Annotated in this window: 12 protein-coding genes; 11 read left to right on the forward strand and 1 reads right to left on the reverse strand. The window is 62.1% G+C overall.

The annotated features are described in order from the left end of the window. Positions 1–5 precede the first annotated feature (5 nt). The 8 genes from ACZYTC_RS01395 (at position 6) to ACZYTC_RS01430 (ending at position 9,052) form a co-directional block, all read left to right on the forward strand. Positions 6–1,736, forward strand: a complete 1,731-nt coding sequence (locus ACZYTC_RS01395) for a flotillin family protein (protein WP_434957858.1) — start codon at positions 6–8, stop codon at positions 1,734–1,736. A 326-nt stretch (positions 1,737–2,062) separates the two neighbouring features. Further along, a complete protein-coding gene (locus ACZYTC_RS01400; protein WP_434957857.1) occupies positions 2,063–3,310 on the forward strand; it encodes an aspartate aminotransferase family protein in 1,248 nt (415 codons plus the stop codon). 2 nt (positions 3,311–3,312) lie between these two features. Next, positions 3,313–4,233 carry an ornithine carbamoyltransferase gene (gene argF / locus ACZYTC_RS01405; protein WP_434957856.1) on the forward strand — a complete coding sequence of 307 codons (921 nt, stop codon included), beginning with the start codon at positions 3,313–3,315 and terminating at the stop codon, positions 4,231–4,233. Continuing rightward, entirely contained in the window at positions 4,230–5,204 is a 975-nt protein-coding gene (locus ACZYTC_RS01410) for an Hsp33 family molecular chaperone (protein ID WP_488988740.1), read from the forward strand. The genes argF and ACZYTC_RS01410 overlap by 4 nt, the downstream gene beginning before the upstream one ends. Positions 5,205–5,365: 161 nt before the next feature. Beyond that, complete coding sequence (gene argE, locus ACZYTC_RS01415; protein ID WP_488988741.1) at positions 5,366–6,526, forward strand: acetylornithine deacetylase; 1,161 nt, start codon at positions 5,366–5,368, stop codon at positions 6,524–6,526. A 4-nt stretch (positions 6,527–6,530) separates the two neighbouring features. After that, positions 6,531–7,136, forward strand: a complete 606-nt coding sequence (locus ACZYTC_RS01420; protein ID WP_488988742.1) for a flavin reductase family protein — start codon at positions 6,531–6,533, stop codon at positions 7,134–7,136. Between the two features lie 138 nt (positions 7,137–7,274). Beyond that, the gene (mscL, locus tag ACZYTC_RS01425) at positions 7,275–7,703 is read left to right on the forward strand and encodes a large conductance mechanosensitive channel protein MscL (RefSeq protein ID WP_488988743.1); all 429 of its coding nucleotides are present in this window, start codon (positions 7,275–7,277) and stop codon (positions 7,701–7,703) included. Positions 7,704–7,852: 149 nt separating this feature from the next. Next, positions 7,853–9,052, forward strand: a complete 1,200-nt coding sequence (locus ACZYTC_RS01430; protein ID WP_434957851.1) for a pyridoxal phosphate-dependent aminotransferase — start codon at positions 7,853–7,855, stop codon at positions 9,050–9,052. 102 nt (positions 9,053–9,154) lie between these two features. On the opposite strand, the gene ACZYTC_RS01435 is transcribed toward ACZYTC_RS01430, so the two are convergent. Then, on the reverse strand, positions 9,155–10,381 hold the full coding sequence (locus tag ACZYTC_RS01435; RefSeq protein ID WP_434957850.1) for a tetratricopeptide repeat protein: 1,227 nt from the start codon (positions 10,379–10,381) through the stop codon (positions 9,155–9,157). Positions 10,382–10,817: 436 nt separating this feature from the next. Between ACZYTC_RS01435 and ACZYTC_RS01440 the strand changes: the two genes are divergently transcribed. The 3 genes from ACZYTC_RS01440 to sbmA all read left to right on the forward strand — a co-directional run bounded on the left by ACZYTC_RS01440 (position 10,818) and on the right by sbmA (position 14,934). Beyond that, positions 10,818–11,027, forward strand: coding sequence for a cold-shock protein (locus ACZYTC_RS01440; protein ID WP_434957849.1), 210 nt, complete (start codon positions 10,818–10,820; stop codon positions 11,025–11,027). Between the two features lie 530 nt (positions 11,028–11,557). Then, positions 11,558–13,486 (forward strand): ABC transporter ATP-binding protein/permease, encoded by a 1,929-nt coding sequence (locus ACZYTC_RS01445; RefSeq protein WP_488988744.1) that lies wholly within the window; start codon positions 11,558–11,560, stop codon positions 13,484–13,486. A gap of 212 nt (positions 13,487–13,698) precedes the next feature. Continuing rightward, positions 13,699–14,934: a peptide antibiotic transporter SbmA gene (sbmA, locus tag ACZYTC_RS01450; protein ID WP_434957847.1), complete on the forward strand. Its 1,236-nt coding sequence runs from the start codon at positions 13,699–13,701 to the stop codon at positions 14,932–14,934. The last annotated feature ends 71 nt before the right edge of the window (positions 14,935–15,005 follow it).

Here is a 15,005-nt window from a genome sequence, read left to right on the forward strand (position 1 = left end):
CGACCATGGACTTCCTTTCGTTGGGGCTCATTGCCGGTGTGATCGTGACGGCCATCGTCGTCATCGGCATCATCATGACGACCCTCTACACCAGGTCCACGCGCGACAAGGCCTATGTGCGTACCGGCCTCGGCGGCAAGAAGGTGGTGCTCGACGGCGGCTCGGTCATCCTGCCCATCTTCCACTCCTATTCCTGGGTGTCGCTGAGCACGTTGCGGCTCGAGGTCAAGCGTTCCGAACATGAATCGCTGATCACCAAGGACCGCATGCGTGCCGACATCACCGCCGAATTCTATGTTCGGGTGAAGCCCGATGCCGAGAACATCGCGCTCGCCGCCCAGACGCTGGGCGATCGCACCAACGACGCCGATGCGCTCAAGGCTCTGGTGGAAGCCAAATTCGTCGACGGCCTGCGTTCGGTAGCTGCGACCATGTCGCTGCGCGATCTGCAGGAGCAGCGCGCCGAATTCGTCAAATCGGTGCAGGCGGCGGTGGCGCACGACCTGCAGTCCAACGGTCTCGAACTCGAATCGGTCTCGCTCACCCGCCTCGACCAGACCGACATCAAGCATTTCAATCCGAACAACACATTCGATGCCGAGGGCCTGACCGCCCTCACCAAGATCACCGAAGAGCGCAAGCGCGAGCGTAACCAGATCGTGCGCGACAACGAGGTCGAGATCGCCACCAAGGACCGCGAGGCCGCGCTGAGGCGTCTCACCATCGAGCGCGAGCAGCGCGATGCGGAATTGAGCCAGGAACGCGATATCGCCAACAAGACGGCCGAAACCCGCGCCGAAACGGCCAAGGCCGAGCAATTGGCGCGCTTGAGCCAGGAGACCGCCCGGCTCGATACCGACCGGGGCATCGCCGAGCGCGACGCGGAAGCGCGCCAGGCCCGCGAGGCTGCGCGTATCGGGGCCGAGCAGGGCATCGCCGAGCGTGAAGCGGTGGCCCGCAAGATCACCGAGACCGCGCGTATTGACGCAGCGATCATGGTGGCCCGCAAGATGGAGGAAGAGCAGGCTGCCCGCGCCAAGGCGGATGAGGCGAAAGCATCAGCCATCACTGCCGAGGAGCAGGTCACCACCGCCCGCGAGGTTGAAATCGCCGAGCGCGCCAAGCGCATCGCCGTTATCGATGCCCGCAAGGCGGCCGAGCAGGCGGCGACCGCCATCACGGTCAAGGCCGAGGCGGAGAGGCAGGCGGCCGAGAACGTGGCCGCCGCCACCAAGATCCAGGCCGACGCCGAAGCGCAGGCGGCCAAGATCCGCGCTACCGGCGTGATCGAACTGGGCGAAGCCGAAGCGCGGGCCGAGCGGGCCAAGAACGAGGCGCGCAATGCACTGGCGGAAAACATCATCGGCTTCGAACTCGCCAAGGCCCGAGTGGCGATAGTGCCGCTGGCACTGGAACAGGCGATGAAGCCGATCGAGAAGATTTCCGACATCAGGATCTTCAGCGCGGGTGGGTTGGCCGGTGCTCTCGGTGGTGCGGGAGCAGGCGGTGATCAGGGCGGCCATCCGATCGGCGACCTGTCCAGCCAGCTACTCAGCTTCACCGCCCAAAAGCCCATCCTCGACGAGATCCTGGCCCAGGCCGGCTTCAAGGGGGCCGATCCCACCCAGGCACTACTGGCCGCCTCGCTCGGAGGCGCAGGACACAAGGCGCCGACCGTTGGCCGCCCCGACGGAATCGGGTCGCCGGAAGTGGACGATGCCAAGCACAACGGCTGAAGGTGGGTGCATGAACGGGGACACGGCGCGGGCCTGACCTGACCGCGCCGGTCCGCTCCAACGCTGCCATTGACAGCATCGCCCTCACGCCTAATATATTTTTCGTTGAAACAGCCGCCCTCAAGCAGCAACCTTGGGGCGGCGTTTTGATTTTTTGGCCCAAGCGTTTTGCGATTTGCCGGCATCGCCAAGAATCGCAAAGACGCGTCGGAACCAAGAGTTGGAACAAAGTGCGGTTTCGCCAAAACGCGCTTTGCTCCTGTCATCATGATGTTCCAGGACTATCTCAAATCCCAGGACTGTCTCAAACCTCTAGAATTGCCAACTTGAAAGCCACACCCGTGAACGCCTCCGTCAAATCTCAGCTCTCCCATGATCCCGCCCCGTCGGCCATCCTGCCGACTTATGCCCGAGCGGACGTGGCTTTCGAGCGAGGCGAGGGCGTGTGGATGATCGCTTCGGACGGCGAGCGCTATCTCGATTTCGGTGCGGGCATCGCCGTCAATTCGCTTGGCCATGCCCATCCCCATCTGGTGTCGGCGCTGACTGAGCAAGCCCAGAAGATCTGGCACACCTCCAACCTGTTCCAGATGCCGGGCGGCGAGAAGCTTGCCCGCCGGCTGGCCGACGCCACCTTCGCGGACAAGGTCTTCTTCACCAATTCGGGGGCGGAAGCGCTCGAATGCGCCATCAAGATGGCCCGCAAATATCAGTCGGCCAACGGCCATGCCGAGCGCTACCGCGTCATCACCTTCGAGGGCGCCTTCCACGGCCGTACGCTGGCGACCATCGCTGCCGGCGGCCAGGCCAAATATCTGGAAGGCTTCGGCCCCAAGGTCGACGGTTTCGACCAGATCGCCTTCGGCGACCACGAGGCGCTGGACCGGGCGATCACGGCGGAAACCGCCGCCATCCTGGTCGAGCCGATCCAGGGCGAGGGTGGCATCCGCTCCTTCCCGCAGGCTTGCCTCAAGGGCATGCGCCAACTGTGCGACGACAAGGGGCTTCTCCTGATTTTCGACGAGGTGCAGACAGGCGTTGGCCGCACCGGCAGGCTGTTCGCGCATGAATGGGCTGGCGTGACTCCCGACATCATGGCGGTCGCCAAGGGTATTGGCGGCGGCTTCCCGATGGGCGCATGCCTCGCCACCGACGAGGCGGCCAAGGGCATGACGGCCGGCGTGCATGGCACCACCTTCGGCGGCAATCCGCTCGCCATGGCGGTCGGCAATGCCGTGCTCGACGTCGTGCTCGAGGAAGGGTTCCTGGAGCATGTCGCCAAAGCCGGCCTGCTGCTGCGCCAGCGCCTGGCCGAGCTCAAGGACCGCTTCCCCGACATCATCGAGGAGATCCGCGGCGAAGGCCTGATGCTCGGCTTGCGCACGCGCGTGACGCCGGGCGAATTCGTCGGCGCCCTCAGGGCCGAAAAGCTGGTGGCCATTCCGGCCGGCGACAACGTCACGCGGCTGCTGCCGCCGTTGATCATCTCGGATGAAGAACTTCTCGAAGGCGTGCGCCGAATCGAGGCTGCCTGTGTCGCCCTCTCGAGCAAGCCAAAGACTGCCGGACATTGACGATGGTAAAGCATTTTCTCGATCTTTCCGACCTTCCCACCCAGGATTTGCGGACGGTTCTCGACCTCGCCGCCTCGATCAAGGCCAAGCGCGTGAAGGGCAAGGTGGCGAGCGAACGTCCGCTCACCGGCAAGGTGCTGGCGATGGTATTCGAGCAGCCCTCGACGCGTACGCGGGTTTCCTTCGATGTCGGCATGCGCGAACTTGGTGGCGAGACCCTGATGCTGACCGGTGCTGAGATGCAGCTCGGCCGCGGCGAGACCATCGCCGACACGGCTCGCGTGCTCTCGCGCTATGTCGATGCGGTGATGATCCGCATGCTCGACCATGCCGCGGTGCGCGAACTGGCGGCCAATGCCACGATCCCGGTGATCAACGGCCTGACCAAGCTCTCCCATCCCTGCCAGATCATGGCGGATATCCTCACCTATGAGGAACATCGCGGTCCGATCAAGGGCAAGACGGTGACCTGGACGGGCGATGCCAACAATGTGCTGACGTCCTGGATCGAGGCAGCACAACGCTTCGACTTCACCATGCGCGTCGCCGCGCCCCATGACCTTTCCGTGCGCAAGGAGGTCGTCGACTGGGCCCGTGCCAACAATGGCCGGCTGGAAATCAGCACGGATCCCCGCGAGATGGTGGAGGGCGCCGATTGCGTCGTCACCGATTGCTGGATCTCGATGGGCGATTCCGAGGGCTATCGCCACAATCTGCTGCGCCCCTACCAGGTCAACGCCAAGCTGATGGGTCTTGCCAAGCCGGATGCCCTGTTCATGCATTGCCTGCCCGCCCATCGCGGCGAGGAGGTGACGGACGAGGTGATTGACGGGCCGCAATCGGTGGTGTTCGACGAGGCCGAGAACCGCCTGCATGCCCAGAAGGGCGTGCTCGCCTGGTGTTTCGGGCAGGCCGCGGCATGAGCGAGCCTCATCTGATGGAAGACGATCACATTCTGCCCTTCCAGGCGGAGGGGCTGGACGTGCGGGGCCGCGTCGTCAGGCTCGGTCCGGCCATCGACACCATTTTGCGCCGGCACGACTATCCGGCGCCGGTTTCGCGCGCGCTTGGCGAGGCGACGGCGCTGGCATTGATGCTCGGCACCACGCTGAAATTCGACGGCCGGTTCATCCTGCAGACCCGCACCGACGGGCCGGTGAGGATGCTGGTGGTCGATTTCCAGGCACCGGACCGGGTACGGGCCTGCGCCACCTTCGACAAGGAGGCCGTGGCTGCTGCCATCGATGCCGGCAAGACCAGCACCATCGAGCTGCTCGGCAGTGGCCATCTTGCCATGACCATCGACCAGGGCCCGGACATGGCGCGCTACCAGGGCATCGTCGCTTTGGAGGGCGAGAGCCTGGAAGCGGCAGCGGACCAGTATTTCCGCCAGTCCGAGCAGATTCCCACCCGCGTCCGTCTGGCCGTGGCCGAAAATTACGTGGCCGGGGAGGGGACGAGCTGGCGCGCCGGCGGCATGATGATCCAGTTCCTGCCGTCCTCGCCCGAGCGCATGCGCATGGCCGACCTGCCGCCGGGCGATGCGCCCGAGGGGGCCGAGGTGATGGAGCATCGCGAGGACGACGCATGGGTCGAGGCCAAGCTCCTGATGGGGACGGTCGAGGATCACGAACTCACCGATCCGAATGTGCCGGCCGAGGAACTGCTCTATCGCCTTTTCCACGAGCGCGGAGCTCGGGTGTTCGAGAGCTCGGCCATCATCGAGAAATGCCGCTGCTCGCGCGAGGCCGTTACCACCATGCTGCGCAATTTCTCGCAAGCCGATCGCCGTGACATGGTCGCCGATGACGGATCGATCACGGTGACCTGCGAGTTCTGCAACGCCCGCTACGATTTCGACAAGGCCGAGACGGAAGAGCTGGTGAACGCGTAGGTGGCGACACCAGTGGGAAAGAAGGAGCGGACGTCGCCGCCACATTGAGCGTAGCTCCATGTGGCTGTTGTCCGCGGTCCCAGCCGCGCCGCTTCCTGTGCTATCTCGGCGACGTCCACTCCTGGAAACGAAGCGCCTGCAATTGAGGAAGAGTGGACATCATGCCCTCTCGCTATACCCCCGCCGAACTCACCGCCAAGCTGGTTTCCTTCGATACGGTCAGCTCCCGTTCCAATCTGGCGCTGATCGATTTCGTTGCCAACTATCTAGCCGGGCATGGCGTCGAGAGCGTCCGCCTGCCCAACGCCGCTGGCGACAAGGCTGCGCTTCTTGCCACCATCGGCCCGGCGGATCGGCCGGGCGTGGTGCTTTCCGGCCATGTCGACGTGGTGCCGGTGGAAGGCCAGGCCTGGAGCGCGCCGGCCTTCGAGGTGCGGCTGGAGGGTGAGCGCCTTTACGGCCGTGGCACCTGCGACATGAAGGGTTTCGTCGCCACCGCGCTCGCCTTGGTACCCGATTTCCTGGCGATGAAGCTGAAAGCACCTGTTCATATCGCCATCTCCTATGACGAGGAGATCTCCTGCCTGGGCAGCCTCGACATGATCGCCCGTTTCGGCAAGGGCCTGCCCTTGCCGCGCGCCTGCATCGTCGGGGAGCCGACGCTGATGGAAGTGGTCGATGCGCAGAAGTCGCTTGCCGGTTATCTCACCCGCATCACCGGCCGGCCCGCCCATTCGGCCATGCCGGCGCTCGGCGCCAACGCCCTGCATGCGGCCGCCCGCATCATCAGCCATCTCGATGACATTGCCGACGAATTGCGGGCCGCAGGCGATCCTTCCGGCCGGTTCGAGCCCGGCTATTCCACGGTGCAGGCGGGCCTCATCCAGGCCGGCAAGGCCATCAACATCGTGCCGGACGAGGCCCGCATCGTCTGGGAATGCCGCGGGCTGCCCTCCTTGCCGGTGGAGTTCGTACCGGACCGGATACGGGCCTTCAGCCAGGAGGTCGTGCTGCCACGGCTGAGGCGCAATGCGCCGGAGGCCGATATCGTGACCGAGCTCGACGTGGCGGTGCCGGCCTTGTCGCCCGATCCCGGCTCCTATGCGGAGACGCTGGCCCTGCGTCTTGCCGGGCGCAACCGCACCCAGGCGGTGTCCTACGGCACCGAAGCCGGTCATTTCCAGCTTGCCGGCATTCCCACCGTGATCTGTGGACCGGGCTCGATCAAGCAGGCCCATGGCGCCGACGAGTGGATCGCCCTGTCCGAACTCGAGGCCTGTGCCGGTTTCCTGCGACGGCTCGGCCAGACGCTGGAGGTTTGACGCGATGTTTTACGAACCACGCAAGGGCGATCACGGCCTGCCCCATGATCCCTTCAAGGCCCTGGTGACGCCGCGTCCGATCGGCTGGATCACCACGAGGTCGGCGGCTGGGGCCCTCAATCTCGCCCCGTTCTCCTTCTTCAATGCGTTCCAGTCGCGTCCGCATCTCGTCGGCTTTGCCGCGGACGGCCGCAAGGACAGCGTCGTCTTTGCCGAGGAGACACGTGAATTCGTCTGCAACCTCGTCACCAAGGACCTGATCGACGCGATGAATGCCACCTCGGCCCGGCTGCCGCGCGGCCAGAGCGAGATGGAACATGCCGGGCTGGAAGCCGCACCCTCGCGCCTGGTAAAGCCGCCGCGCGTGGCCCGGGCCGCTGCCGCGCTGGAATGCCGCTGGACCCAGACGATCCAACTCGTCGATGCGGAGGGCGCGCCGAGCGATGCCTGGCTCGTTTGCGGCGAAGTGGTCGGCATTCATGTCGACGACCGCTTCATCCGTGACGGGCGCGTCGATACCGCAGCGATGCGCGTGGTCTCGCGCCTGGGCTATCGGGACTATTCCGTAGTGGAAAGCACGTTTGAGCTGGAACGTCCGGGTGGACAATGACTTGCATCCCCGCGTGAGGAGGCTAATCATTACCTCCCTATAGTAACGAATCTTGGCATTGGCGCCGGTATCATCGGGTGACAGAGCCAGGGATCGGTTGCATTGACGTCGGTCCAGGCAGGCACAAGCGGAGGCTCCATGCTCAAGGAATTCAAGGAATTTGCCCTCAAGGGCAACGTCGTCGACCTCGCCATCGGTGTGATCATCGGTGCGGCGTTCGGTCTGATCGTCGCGTCATTGGTTGATGACATCATCATGCCGATCATCGGCGCAATCACGGGTGGACTTGATTTCTCGAACATGTATGTCGGCCTGAGCTCCAAGGTCCCCGAGGGTGTCTCGCTCGATGACGCCCGCAAGGCGGGTGCCGTTTTCGCCTATGGCAAGTTCATTACCGTCACCGTCAAGTTCCTGATCATCGCCTTTGTGCTCTTCCTGGTGGTGAAGGGCATCAACCGCGTCAAGAATCTGAAGCCTGCGGCCGAGGCGGCCCCGGCTGCACCTCCTCCTCCGCCCGCCGATGTGCTGTTGCTGACGGAAATCCGCGACCTGCTCGCCAGGAGGTGAGCCTGCCATGTGGGCAGCCTTTTCCGCGAGTCGGGAGAGGCTGCCATCGGTATCCATGCATGCAGGCGATGGATTCCATTCCAAGTTTTGGTTTCTGCTGCCCGCGCTGATGTCATAAAGTCCGGCATTCCCATTGCAAGGATAATGCCGTGACTGCCGCCTTCGAGACGATTCCCTCCGCTCCCACCTTCCTCGATGGCATCAGGCCGGAGGCGCTCGGCGCACCGGAAAGCGGCATCGTCGAGGTGATGAATTATGGGCGCACGCGCCAGGGCATGATCCCGCTCTGGGCCGGCGAGGGCGATGTGCCCACACCGGCCTTCATCACCGAAGCGGCGACACGGTCGCTGGCCGCCGGCGAAACCTTCTATACCTGGCAGCGTGGCATTCCTGATTTGCGCGAAGCCCTGGCGCGCTATCACACCAACCTTTTCGGCAAACCATTCTCCGCCGATCGCTTTTTCGTTACCCAGTCCGGCATGCATGCGATCCAGACCGCGGTTCGCCTGATCGCCGGTGCCGGCGACGAGGTGATCGTGCCGACGCCGGCCTGGCCGAATTTCGCGGCCGCCATCGGCGTGGCCGGTGCCAAGCCGGTTATGGTGCCCCAGATCTTCACCGAACAGGGCTGGAAGCTCGATTTCCAGCGTCTCGCCGACGCCATCACGCCGCGCACCCGCGGCATCTTCATCAATTCGCCGTCCAACCCCACCGGCTGGGTCGCCACGGCGGAGGATATCGCCTTCGTGCTCGATCTCGCCCGCCGGCATGGGCTGTGGATCTTCGCCGACGAGATCTATACGCGCTTCCATTATGCCGGCGGTCGCGCGCCCTCCTTCCGCGACATCCGCACGCCGGAAGACCGCATCATCTTCACCGATACCTTTTCGAAGAACTGGGCGATGACCGGCTGGCGCATCGGCTGGATGGAGGCACCGCCTGAACTCGGGCAGACCATCGAGAATCTGCTGCAATATTCCACTTCGGGTGTAGCAACCTTCCTGCAACGCGCCGGCATCGCGGCCCTGGAGCGGGGCGAGAGCTTCGTCGAGCATCAGATCGCCCGCGCCCGTCAGGGCCGTGATATCGTCATCAACGGCCTGAGCGCCACCGGCAAGGTGCGCTTCGCCCCGGCGAGCGGCGCCTTCTATCTGTTCTTCTCCGTGGAAGGGAAGCCGGACGTGCGTCGCCTGGGCCTCGAGATCGTCGATCAGGCCAATGTCGGCCTCGCGCCCGGCACGGCCTTCGGAGCTGGTGGCGAGGGCTTCATGCGGCTGTGCTATCTGCGCAGCCCCGAGCAGCTCCAGGCCGCCACGCAGCGCCTGGTCGACTGGCTGGACAAGATCTGACGTCCGCCTCTTTCTCTCGGGCAAGCACGGTGCTTTCAAGAGCGGATATCGCGACATTGAGCCAAGCTCAATGTCGCTGAGAAGCCGGCGGTCCCGGGCAGCTTACGGCTTGGCGCCGAGCCGAGACAGGCCGCCCTTGGCCGGCTTGTTGGCGGGGTCGAGCTCCAGCGCCTTGTTGAAATCGGCAATGGCGTCGTCGCGCTCGCCCCGGCTCTCATGGATGCGCGCGCGCGTGACGAAATAGTCGGTGACTTGCGCATTGGCGGCGATGGCGGCATTGGCATCGCGCAGCGCCTCGTCATAGCGATCGGCGGCGAGATAGGTCAGGGCCCGTTCATTGAGGGTATCGGGCTTGTCCTTGGTGAGTTCGAGCGCCTTGCCGAAATCGGCCAGTGCATTGTCGTAGTCCCCGAGTTCGCGCCAGACCATGCCGCGCGAGACATAGGCCTGGTCGCTGGTCGGCTGCTCGCGGATAGTCTCGTCATAATCGGCCATCGCTTCGTCATAGCGATGCAGGGCGGCAAAGAGCTGTCCACGTTCCAGGCGCGCGGACGGAAAACTGGTATCGAGCGCGAGCGCCTTGGTATAGTCGGCGATGGCGCCTTCGGTGTCGCCGAGCTGCCACTGCACGAAAGCGCGGCTGAAATAGGCGGAATCGAAATCGCTATCGAGGTCGAGCGCCTTCTGCAGGTCTTCCAGGGCGCGAGTATAGTCCTTCATCTCGATGAGGGAACGGGCTCTGGCATAGAAGGCATTCTTGTAGGTCTTGTCGAGGCGGATGGCCTGCGTGTAGTCGTCGATGGCGGCCATATGCTCCTCGAGGGCGCGATGGGCATCGCCACGGCCCTTATACGCCTCTTCCTCGCGCCCGTTGAGGGCGATGGCAGCATCGAAATCCTTGATCGCCTCCTCGTTGCGGTCGAATTGGAGCAGCGCAAAGCCGCGATTGACCAGCGGAAGGGCCGAACGCCGATTGACGGCGATCACGGCGGCATAATCGGCCAGCGCCGCGTCCATCTCGCCGAGGCGGGACTGGGCATCGGCCCGTGCGGTCAGGCTGGCGGCGTCGCGCGGCCGCAATTCGAGCGCCGCGCCGAAATCCGCCACCGCCTTGGCGTCGTCGCTGTTTTCCGCATAGGCCTGTCCACGCCGGAAATACACCAGCGCCCGCGTCGTTTTGGCCAGCTTCCGGTCGAGCAATTGCGTGCAGGCGGGAATGCGCTGCTCGGCCACCCCTTTCGAGCAATCCCGGTCGGCGCTGTCGGCAAGAGCGGGCGTGCTGGCGCAAAGAGCAAGCAGGATAAGAGCAGGGCGCAGAAGGGCGGTCATACCGGGCACGGTTCCACTGACGGGGCGAGAGAAGGAGGCGACAGGCACAGCCTCTATAGCGTTTTGCGATTTTCCGGAACCGGCAAGAACCGCAAAGATGCGTCAAAACAGGGAGCTAGAGCAAACAAGCGTTTCTGTCCAAACGCGCTTTGCTCTAGACCAAGCCGTGGCAGCTGGGAATGGCAGAACTGTGATCTTTCCCGCCTCTTAAGCCTGCTTGGGCCACGCACTTGTGAATTTCGACAAACCTGTGTTATCGATCTGACGTCATTTGGCCGGACGACTGGGCCGGTACATCCATGCACTTGAGCTGCCTTCGGGCGGCTCTAGCGGGACGTACGTTCAGGACACCCTCCCCAAATTTCACAAAACCGGGCGAAGCACGGATTTCCGTGGGGCGTCCATGCTTTGGAACGAAGTAAAGGACTATCTATCTATGAGCACGGGAACCGTAAAATGGTTCAACACCCAGAAAGGTTATGGCTTCATTCAGCCTGATGACGGTGGTCACGACGTATTCGTGCATATCACCGCCGTCGAGCGTGCCGGTCTACCCGAACTGCGTGAAGGCCAGAAGATCGGTTACGAGATCCTGACCGATCGCAAGACGGGCAAGGCGGCAGCCGGCAACCTCAAGACTGTGTGATCCCCGACAAAGCATCTTCAAGCGGCAGGGTCACCGGTTCGCGTGAAGGCAAGCGACGAATAACAAGAATGGAGGGCCTCTCCGGCGCATAGGGTCGGGCAGTCTCTCACCCAATCCCATTCAGAGGCGCGCCCCGGCGCGTCTTTTTTATTGGCCGAAACGGTTGTGAACCGCGGATGGCCTTCACGAAATGCTGAACCACCTTACCATTTGATCATTTGTGGCAGGCGGCAAAGGATGCTCAATATCCTTCCGCTTGGGGGCGGACGACAGGGTTGTATTAACCTTAATTCCGCATGGTCAAAGGCAATGGATTCCTCGCCTGACCGATGGCGTACTTCTGAAAGGCCGTCTTCATGATCCGGCTCCTCGCGGGTCTTTGTGCTGTTTCCACGATTGGTTTTGCTGCAGGTTCCATCATCGGTCCGGTGCCCCTGTATCTGCCCCTGGCATCCCTCGTGCTCACGGTTGTCTTGTTTCTGTCCGCCCGCATTCCGACAGTCCTGCGCTTCCTGGTGAGCTTATTTGCCTTGTCATTTCTGATCCTCGGTGGCGTCACTGCCCTGAACGAGGCGGGTAAAGTTTCGGAGACAGTTCAGCCCTATCTGCCTCCTGCCAACGCCGCCATCGTCGCCAGTATTCTCGCCCTGCTGCATTACCTGATCTATTTCGTGCCGGTGCTTCGACGGATCGTCGACTTGGTAAACCCCTATTTCGAGGCGGAAGACCGGGCGGAACTCAACCTCGGCCTCTTCGGCAAATGGGCGATGCGGGAAAGGAACGTGGCTCTTGGCCTGCTCGGCCTCGTCATCGTTTCGAACGTGTTGTTCGTCTATCTCAACGTTCTCTTCAATTTTTGGCAGAACCGCTTTTATACAGCCATCCAGGACAAGGCCGCGGCCGCTTTTTGGACGGAGATGGGCGTTTATGGGGCGCTCGCCTTCTTCTGGGTTCTGAGGGGCATGGTCGATCTGTATATCAGCAGCTACGCCGCCCTGCGTTGGCGCAATTGGCTTTCGGGCCGTTATGTCAAAGATTGGCTTTCCGACAAGGTCCATTATCGCTTGTCGGTTGCCGGTAATAAGACGGACAACCCGGACCAGCGTATCTCCGAGGATGTTCGCGATTTCGTCCAGGGTTCCTACGACAATTATACCGGCATATTCTCACAACTTCTCAACATCTACGCCTTCGTCACGATATTGTGGGGCATATCGGCTGAATTTCCCTACAAAATTGCTGGATATGATCTGAGTAATATTCCCGGCTACCTGGTGTGGATGCTCCTGGCCTGGGCCATCCTGTTCACCTATCTCTCACATCTTATCGGCCGGCCGCTGGTGCCGCTCAATTTCAAGGTTCAGAGGCTCGAGGCCGATTTCCGCTACAATCTGGTGCGCGTGCGCGAAAATGACGAGCAGATTGCTCTCCTGCACGGCGAGGAGGAAGAAAAGCGGGGTCTGCTGGCACGTTTCGCGTCCGTCTATCAGACACGCTTCGATCTGCTGATGCGGCAGCTCAAGCTGGTTTCGGTCACTTTCGCCTACGGCCAGTTCAATCTCGTGTTGCCCTTCTTCCTGTTAGCCCCGGCTTATTTCGCCAATGAGGCCATGAAGTCGGGAACGCTCATGCAAACTGCCGATGCATTCGGCAATATCATACCCGCTCTTTCCTTTTTTGTGACGTCCTACGCCATCCTTGCGGCTTACAAGGCCACGATCGACCGTCTTACCGGCTTCGACTTGGCCATCGTCAGGGCCAACGCGGCGCGCGATGAGGGCGTCCACGCCATACCCGTTCCGCAGCAAGGGATCATCGAAGGCAAGGATGTGGATGTGGCGCTGCCCAATGGAGCCAATCTCCTCAAGAAGACGGATTTCAGCCTCCCCAAGGGAGTCCGAACTTTGGTGACGGGGCCGTCGGGCTCCGGCAAGACCACCCTGTTCCGTGCCATTGCGGGCATCTGGCCCTATGGCAAGGGCATCATTGCCCTGCCGGAGACCGAAGACGTGATGCTGCTGCCGCAGCAGCCCTATTTCCCGCTGGGATCGTTGCGCTCGGCTCTGGCCTATCCCCACGGGGCCGAAGCCTTCGAAGAACAGCACTATCGTGCCGTACTGGAGCAGGTCGGTCTTGGTGAACTTTCCGATCGCCTCGATGCCGACGACAAATGGGACAACACCTTGTCGGGCGGGGAGAAGCAGCGCATCGCTCTGGCGCGCGCCATCCTGCGTCGGCCCGCCTGGTTGCTGCTGGACGAGGCGACCTCTGCGCTTGACGAAACGAGCGAGGCCGATCTCTACGGCCTGCTTCGTCGAGCCTTGCCCGATACCACGATCGTCTCGATCGGGCACCGCTCCTCGCTTGCCGGATTGCACGACCGCCGTCTTGCGGTCGTGCCGGACGAGACGGCGGCTCATATCGAGGAACGCCCACTGGCCGAATTCGGTGCGCGATGAAGATACACCCCCTCATGCCAGGCGGCAGAGCCCCTTACTTTCCCGCGCGCGAGAAAGAAGGGGCTCTGCCCGGAGAACGTGCCCGTTTTATACAAGCCACCCGTTGTCTCCGGCCCGTTATTTCCATGACAGATGAGCAGCGCCATAGGTCGGGCTGCGGGTGCAAGAACCACAAGAGCGCTGTTGCGCTCGCACGCAAAGGAATTTTCTAGGTGTTCACGTCCTTCTTCCCAAAACCAAAGGTCTTCTTTTTGACGGCCAGCCTCTGGCTGCTTGTTGCAATCCTGCTTTGGTACGGAGGAGCGAGAGGCTGGGGCCAATATATCGGATTGCCCGCCAGCGACGGCGATGGCGACGTGGTCGACCTATCGTACTTCTGGACCAATTCCTTTCTTTGGTTCTATGTCTACTTTGCCGTGTTCTTGGGCATTTTCTACGGATTTTGGGCTGTTTTTAGCCCGCATCGCTGGCAGAACTGGTCGATTCTCGTATCCGGCTTTCTGATCTTCGTGACCTATTTCGGCGTTCAGGTCAGCGTTGTGATCAACAATTGGAGGGGGCCCTTTTTCAATCTCATCCAGAAGGCGATGTCTGCGCCGAACGCCGTGTCTGCCTCCGAATTGTATCTAGGATTGCTGCCATTTCTCGTCATTGCATCGGTCGCCGTTGCCGTCTTCGTGCTGACCTCGTTCGTGACGAACCACTATGTCTTCAGGTGGCGCACGGCGATGAACGATTTCTACATGGACAATTGGGCCAGGTTACGTTCCATCGAAGGTGCTGCTCAGCGTGTCCAGGAGGATACGATGCGCTTCTCCACCATCGTTGAATCGCTCGGCATTTCGCTGGTGAGCTCCGTCATGACCCTGGTGGCGTTTCTGCCGCTTTTGTCGTCCCTGTCACGACATATCGTTGCCTTGCCGGTGGTCGGCGTCATCCCGCAACCCCTGGTCGTAGCAGCAATCCTATGGGCTGTATTCGGAACAGTGCTGCTTAGCGTGATCGGCATTAAGCTGCCGGGACTGCAATTCCTCAATCAGAAGGTGGAAGCGGCCTATCGCAAGGAACTGGTCTATGGTGAGGATCATGCCGACCGCGCCAGCCCCATTACGGTGCAGGAATTGTTCGCCAATGTAAGGAAGAACTACTTCAGGATCTATCTGCACTACACCTATTTCAATACGGCGAGGTCGCTCTATCTGCAGGCCGACAATGTCTTCGGGGTCTTCCTGATGATTCCGTCCTTTGCCGCCGGGGCGCTTACGCTCGGCCTGTATCAGCAAATCGCCGGTGCCTTCAACAGTGTCGCCAATTCCTTCCAGTTTCTGGTGAATTCGTGGACGACCATCGTCGAATTGCTGTCCATTCACAAACGTCTGCGGGCGTTCGAGGCGTCGCTGGATACCAGCGGCAGGATGACTCATTCCGAGCCCACTGCGGCGGCATGATCGGGCGCACGGTCCGTTGAAGCACAAAAGGCCGGTCTCTCGCGACCGGCCTTTTCAATTCCGTTCCGAAG

It is taken from the genome of Labrys sp. F242 (assembly GCF_057813875.1).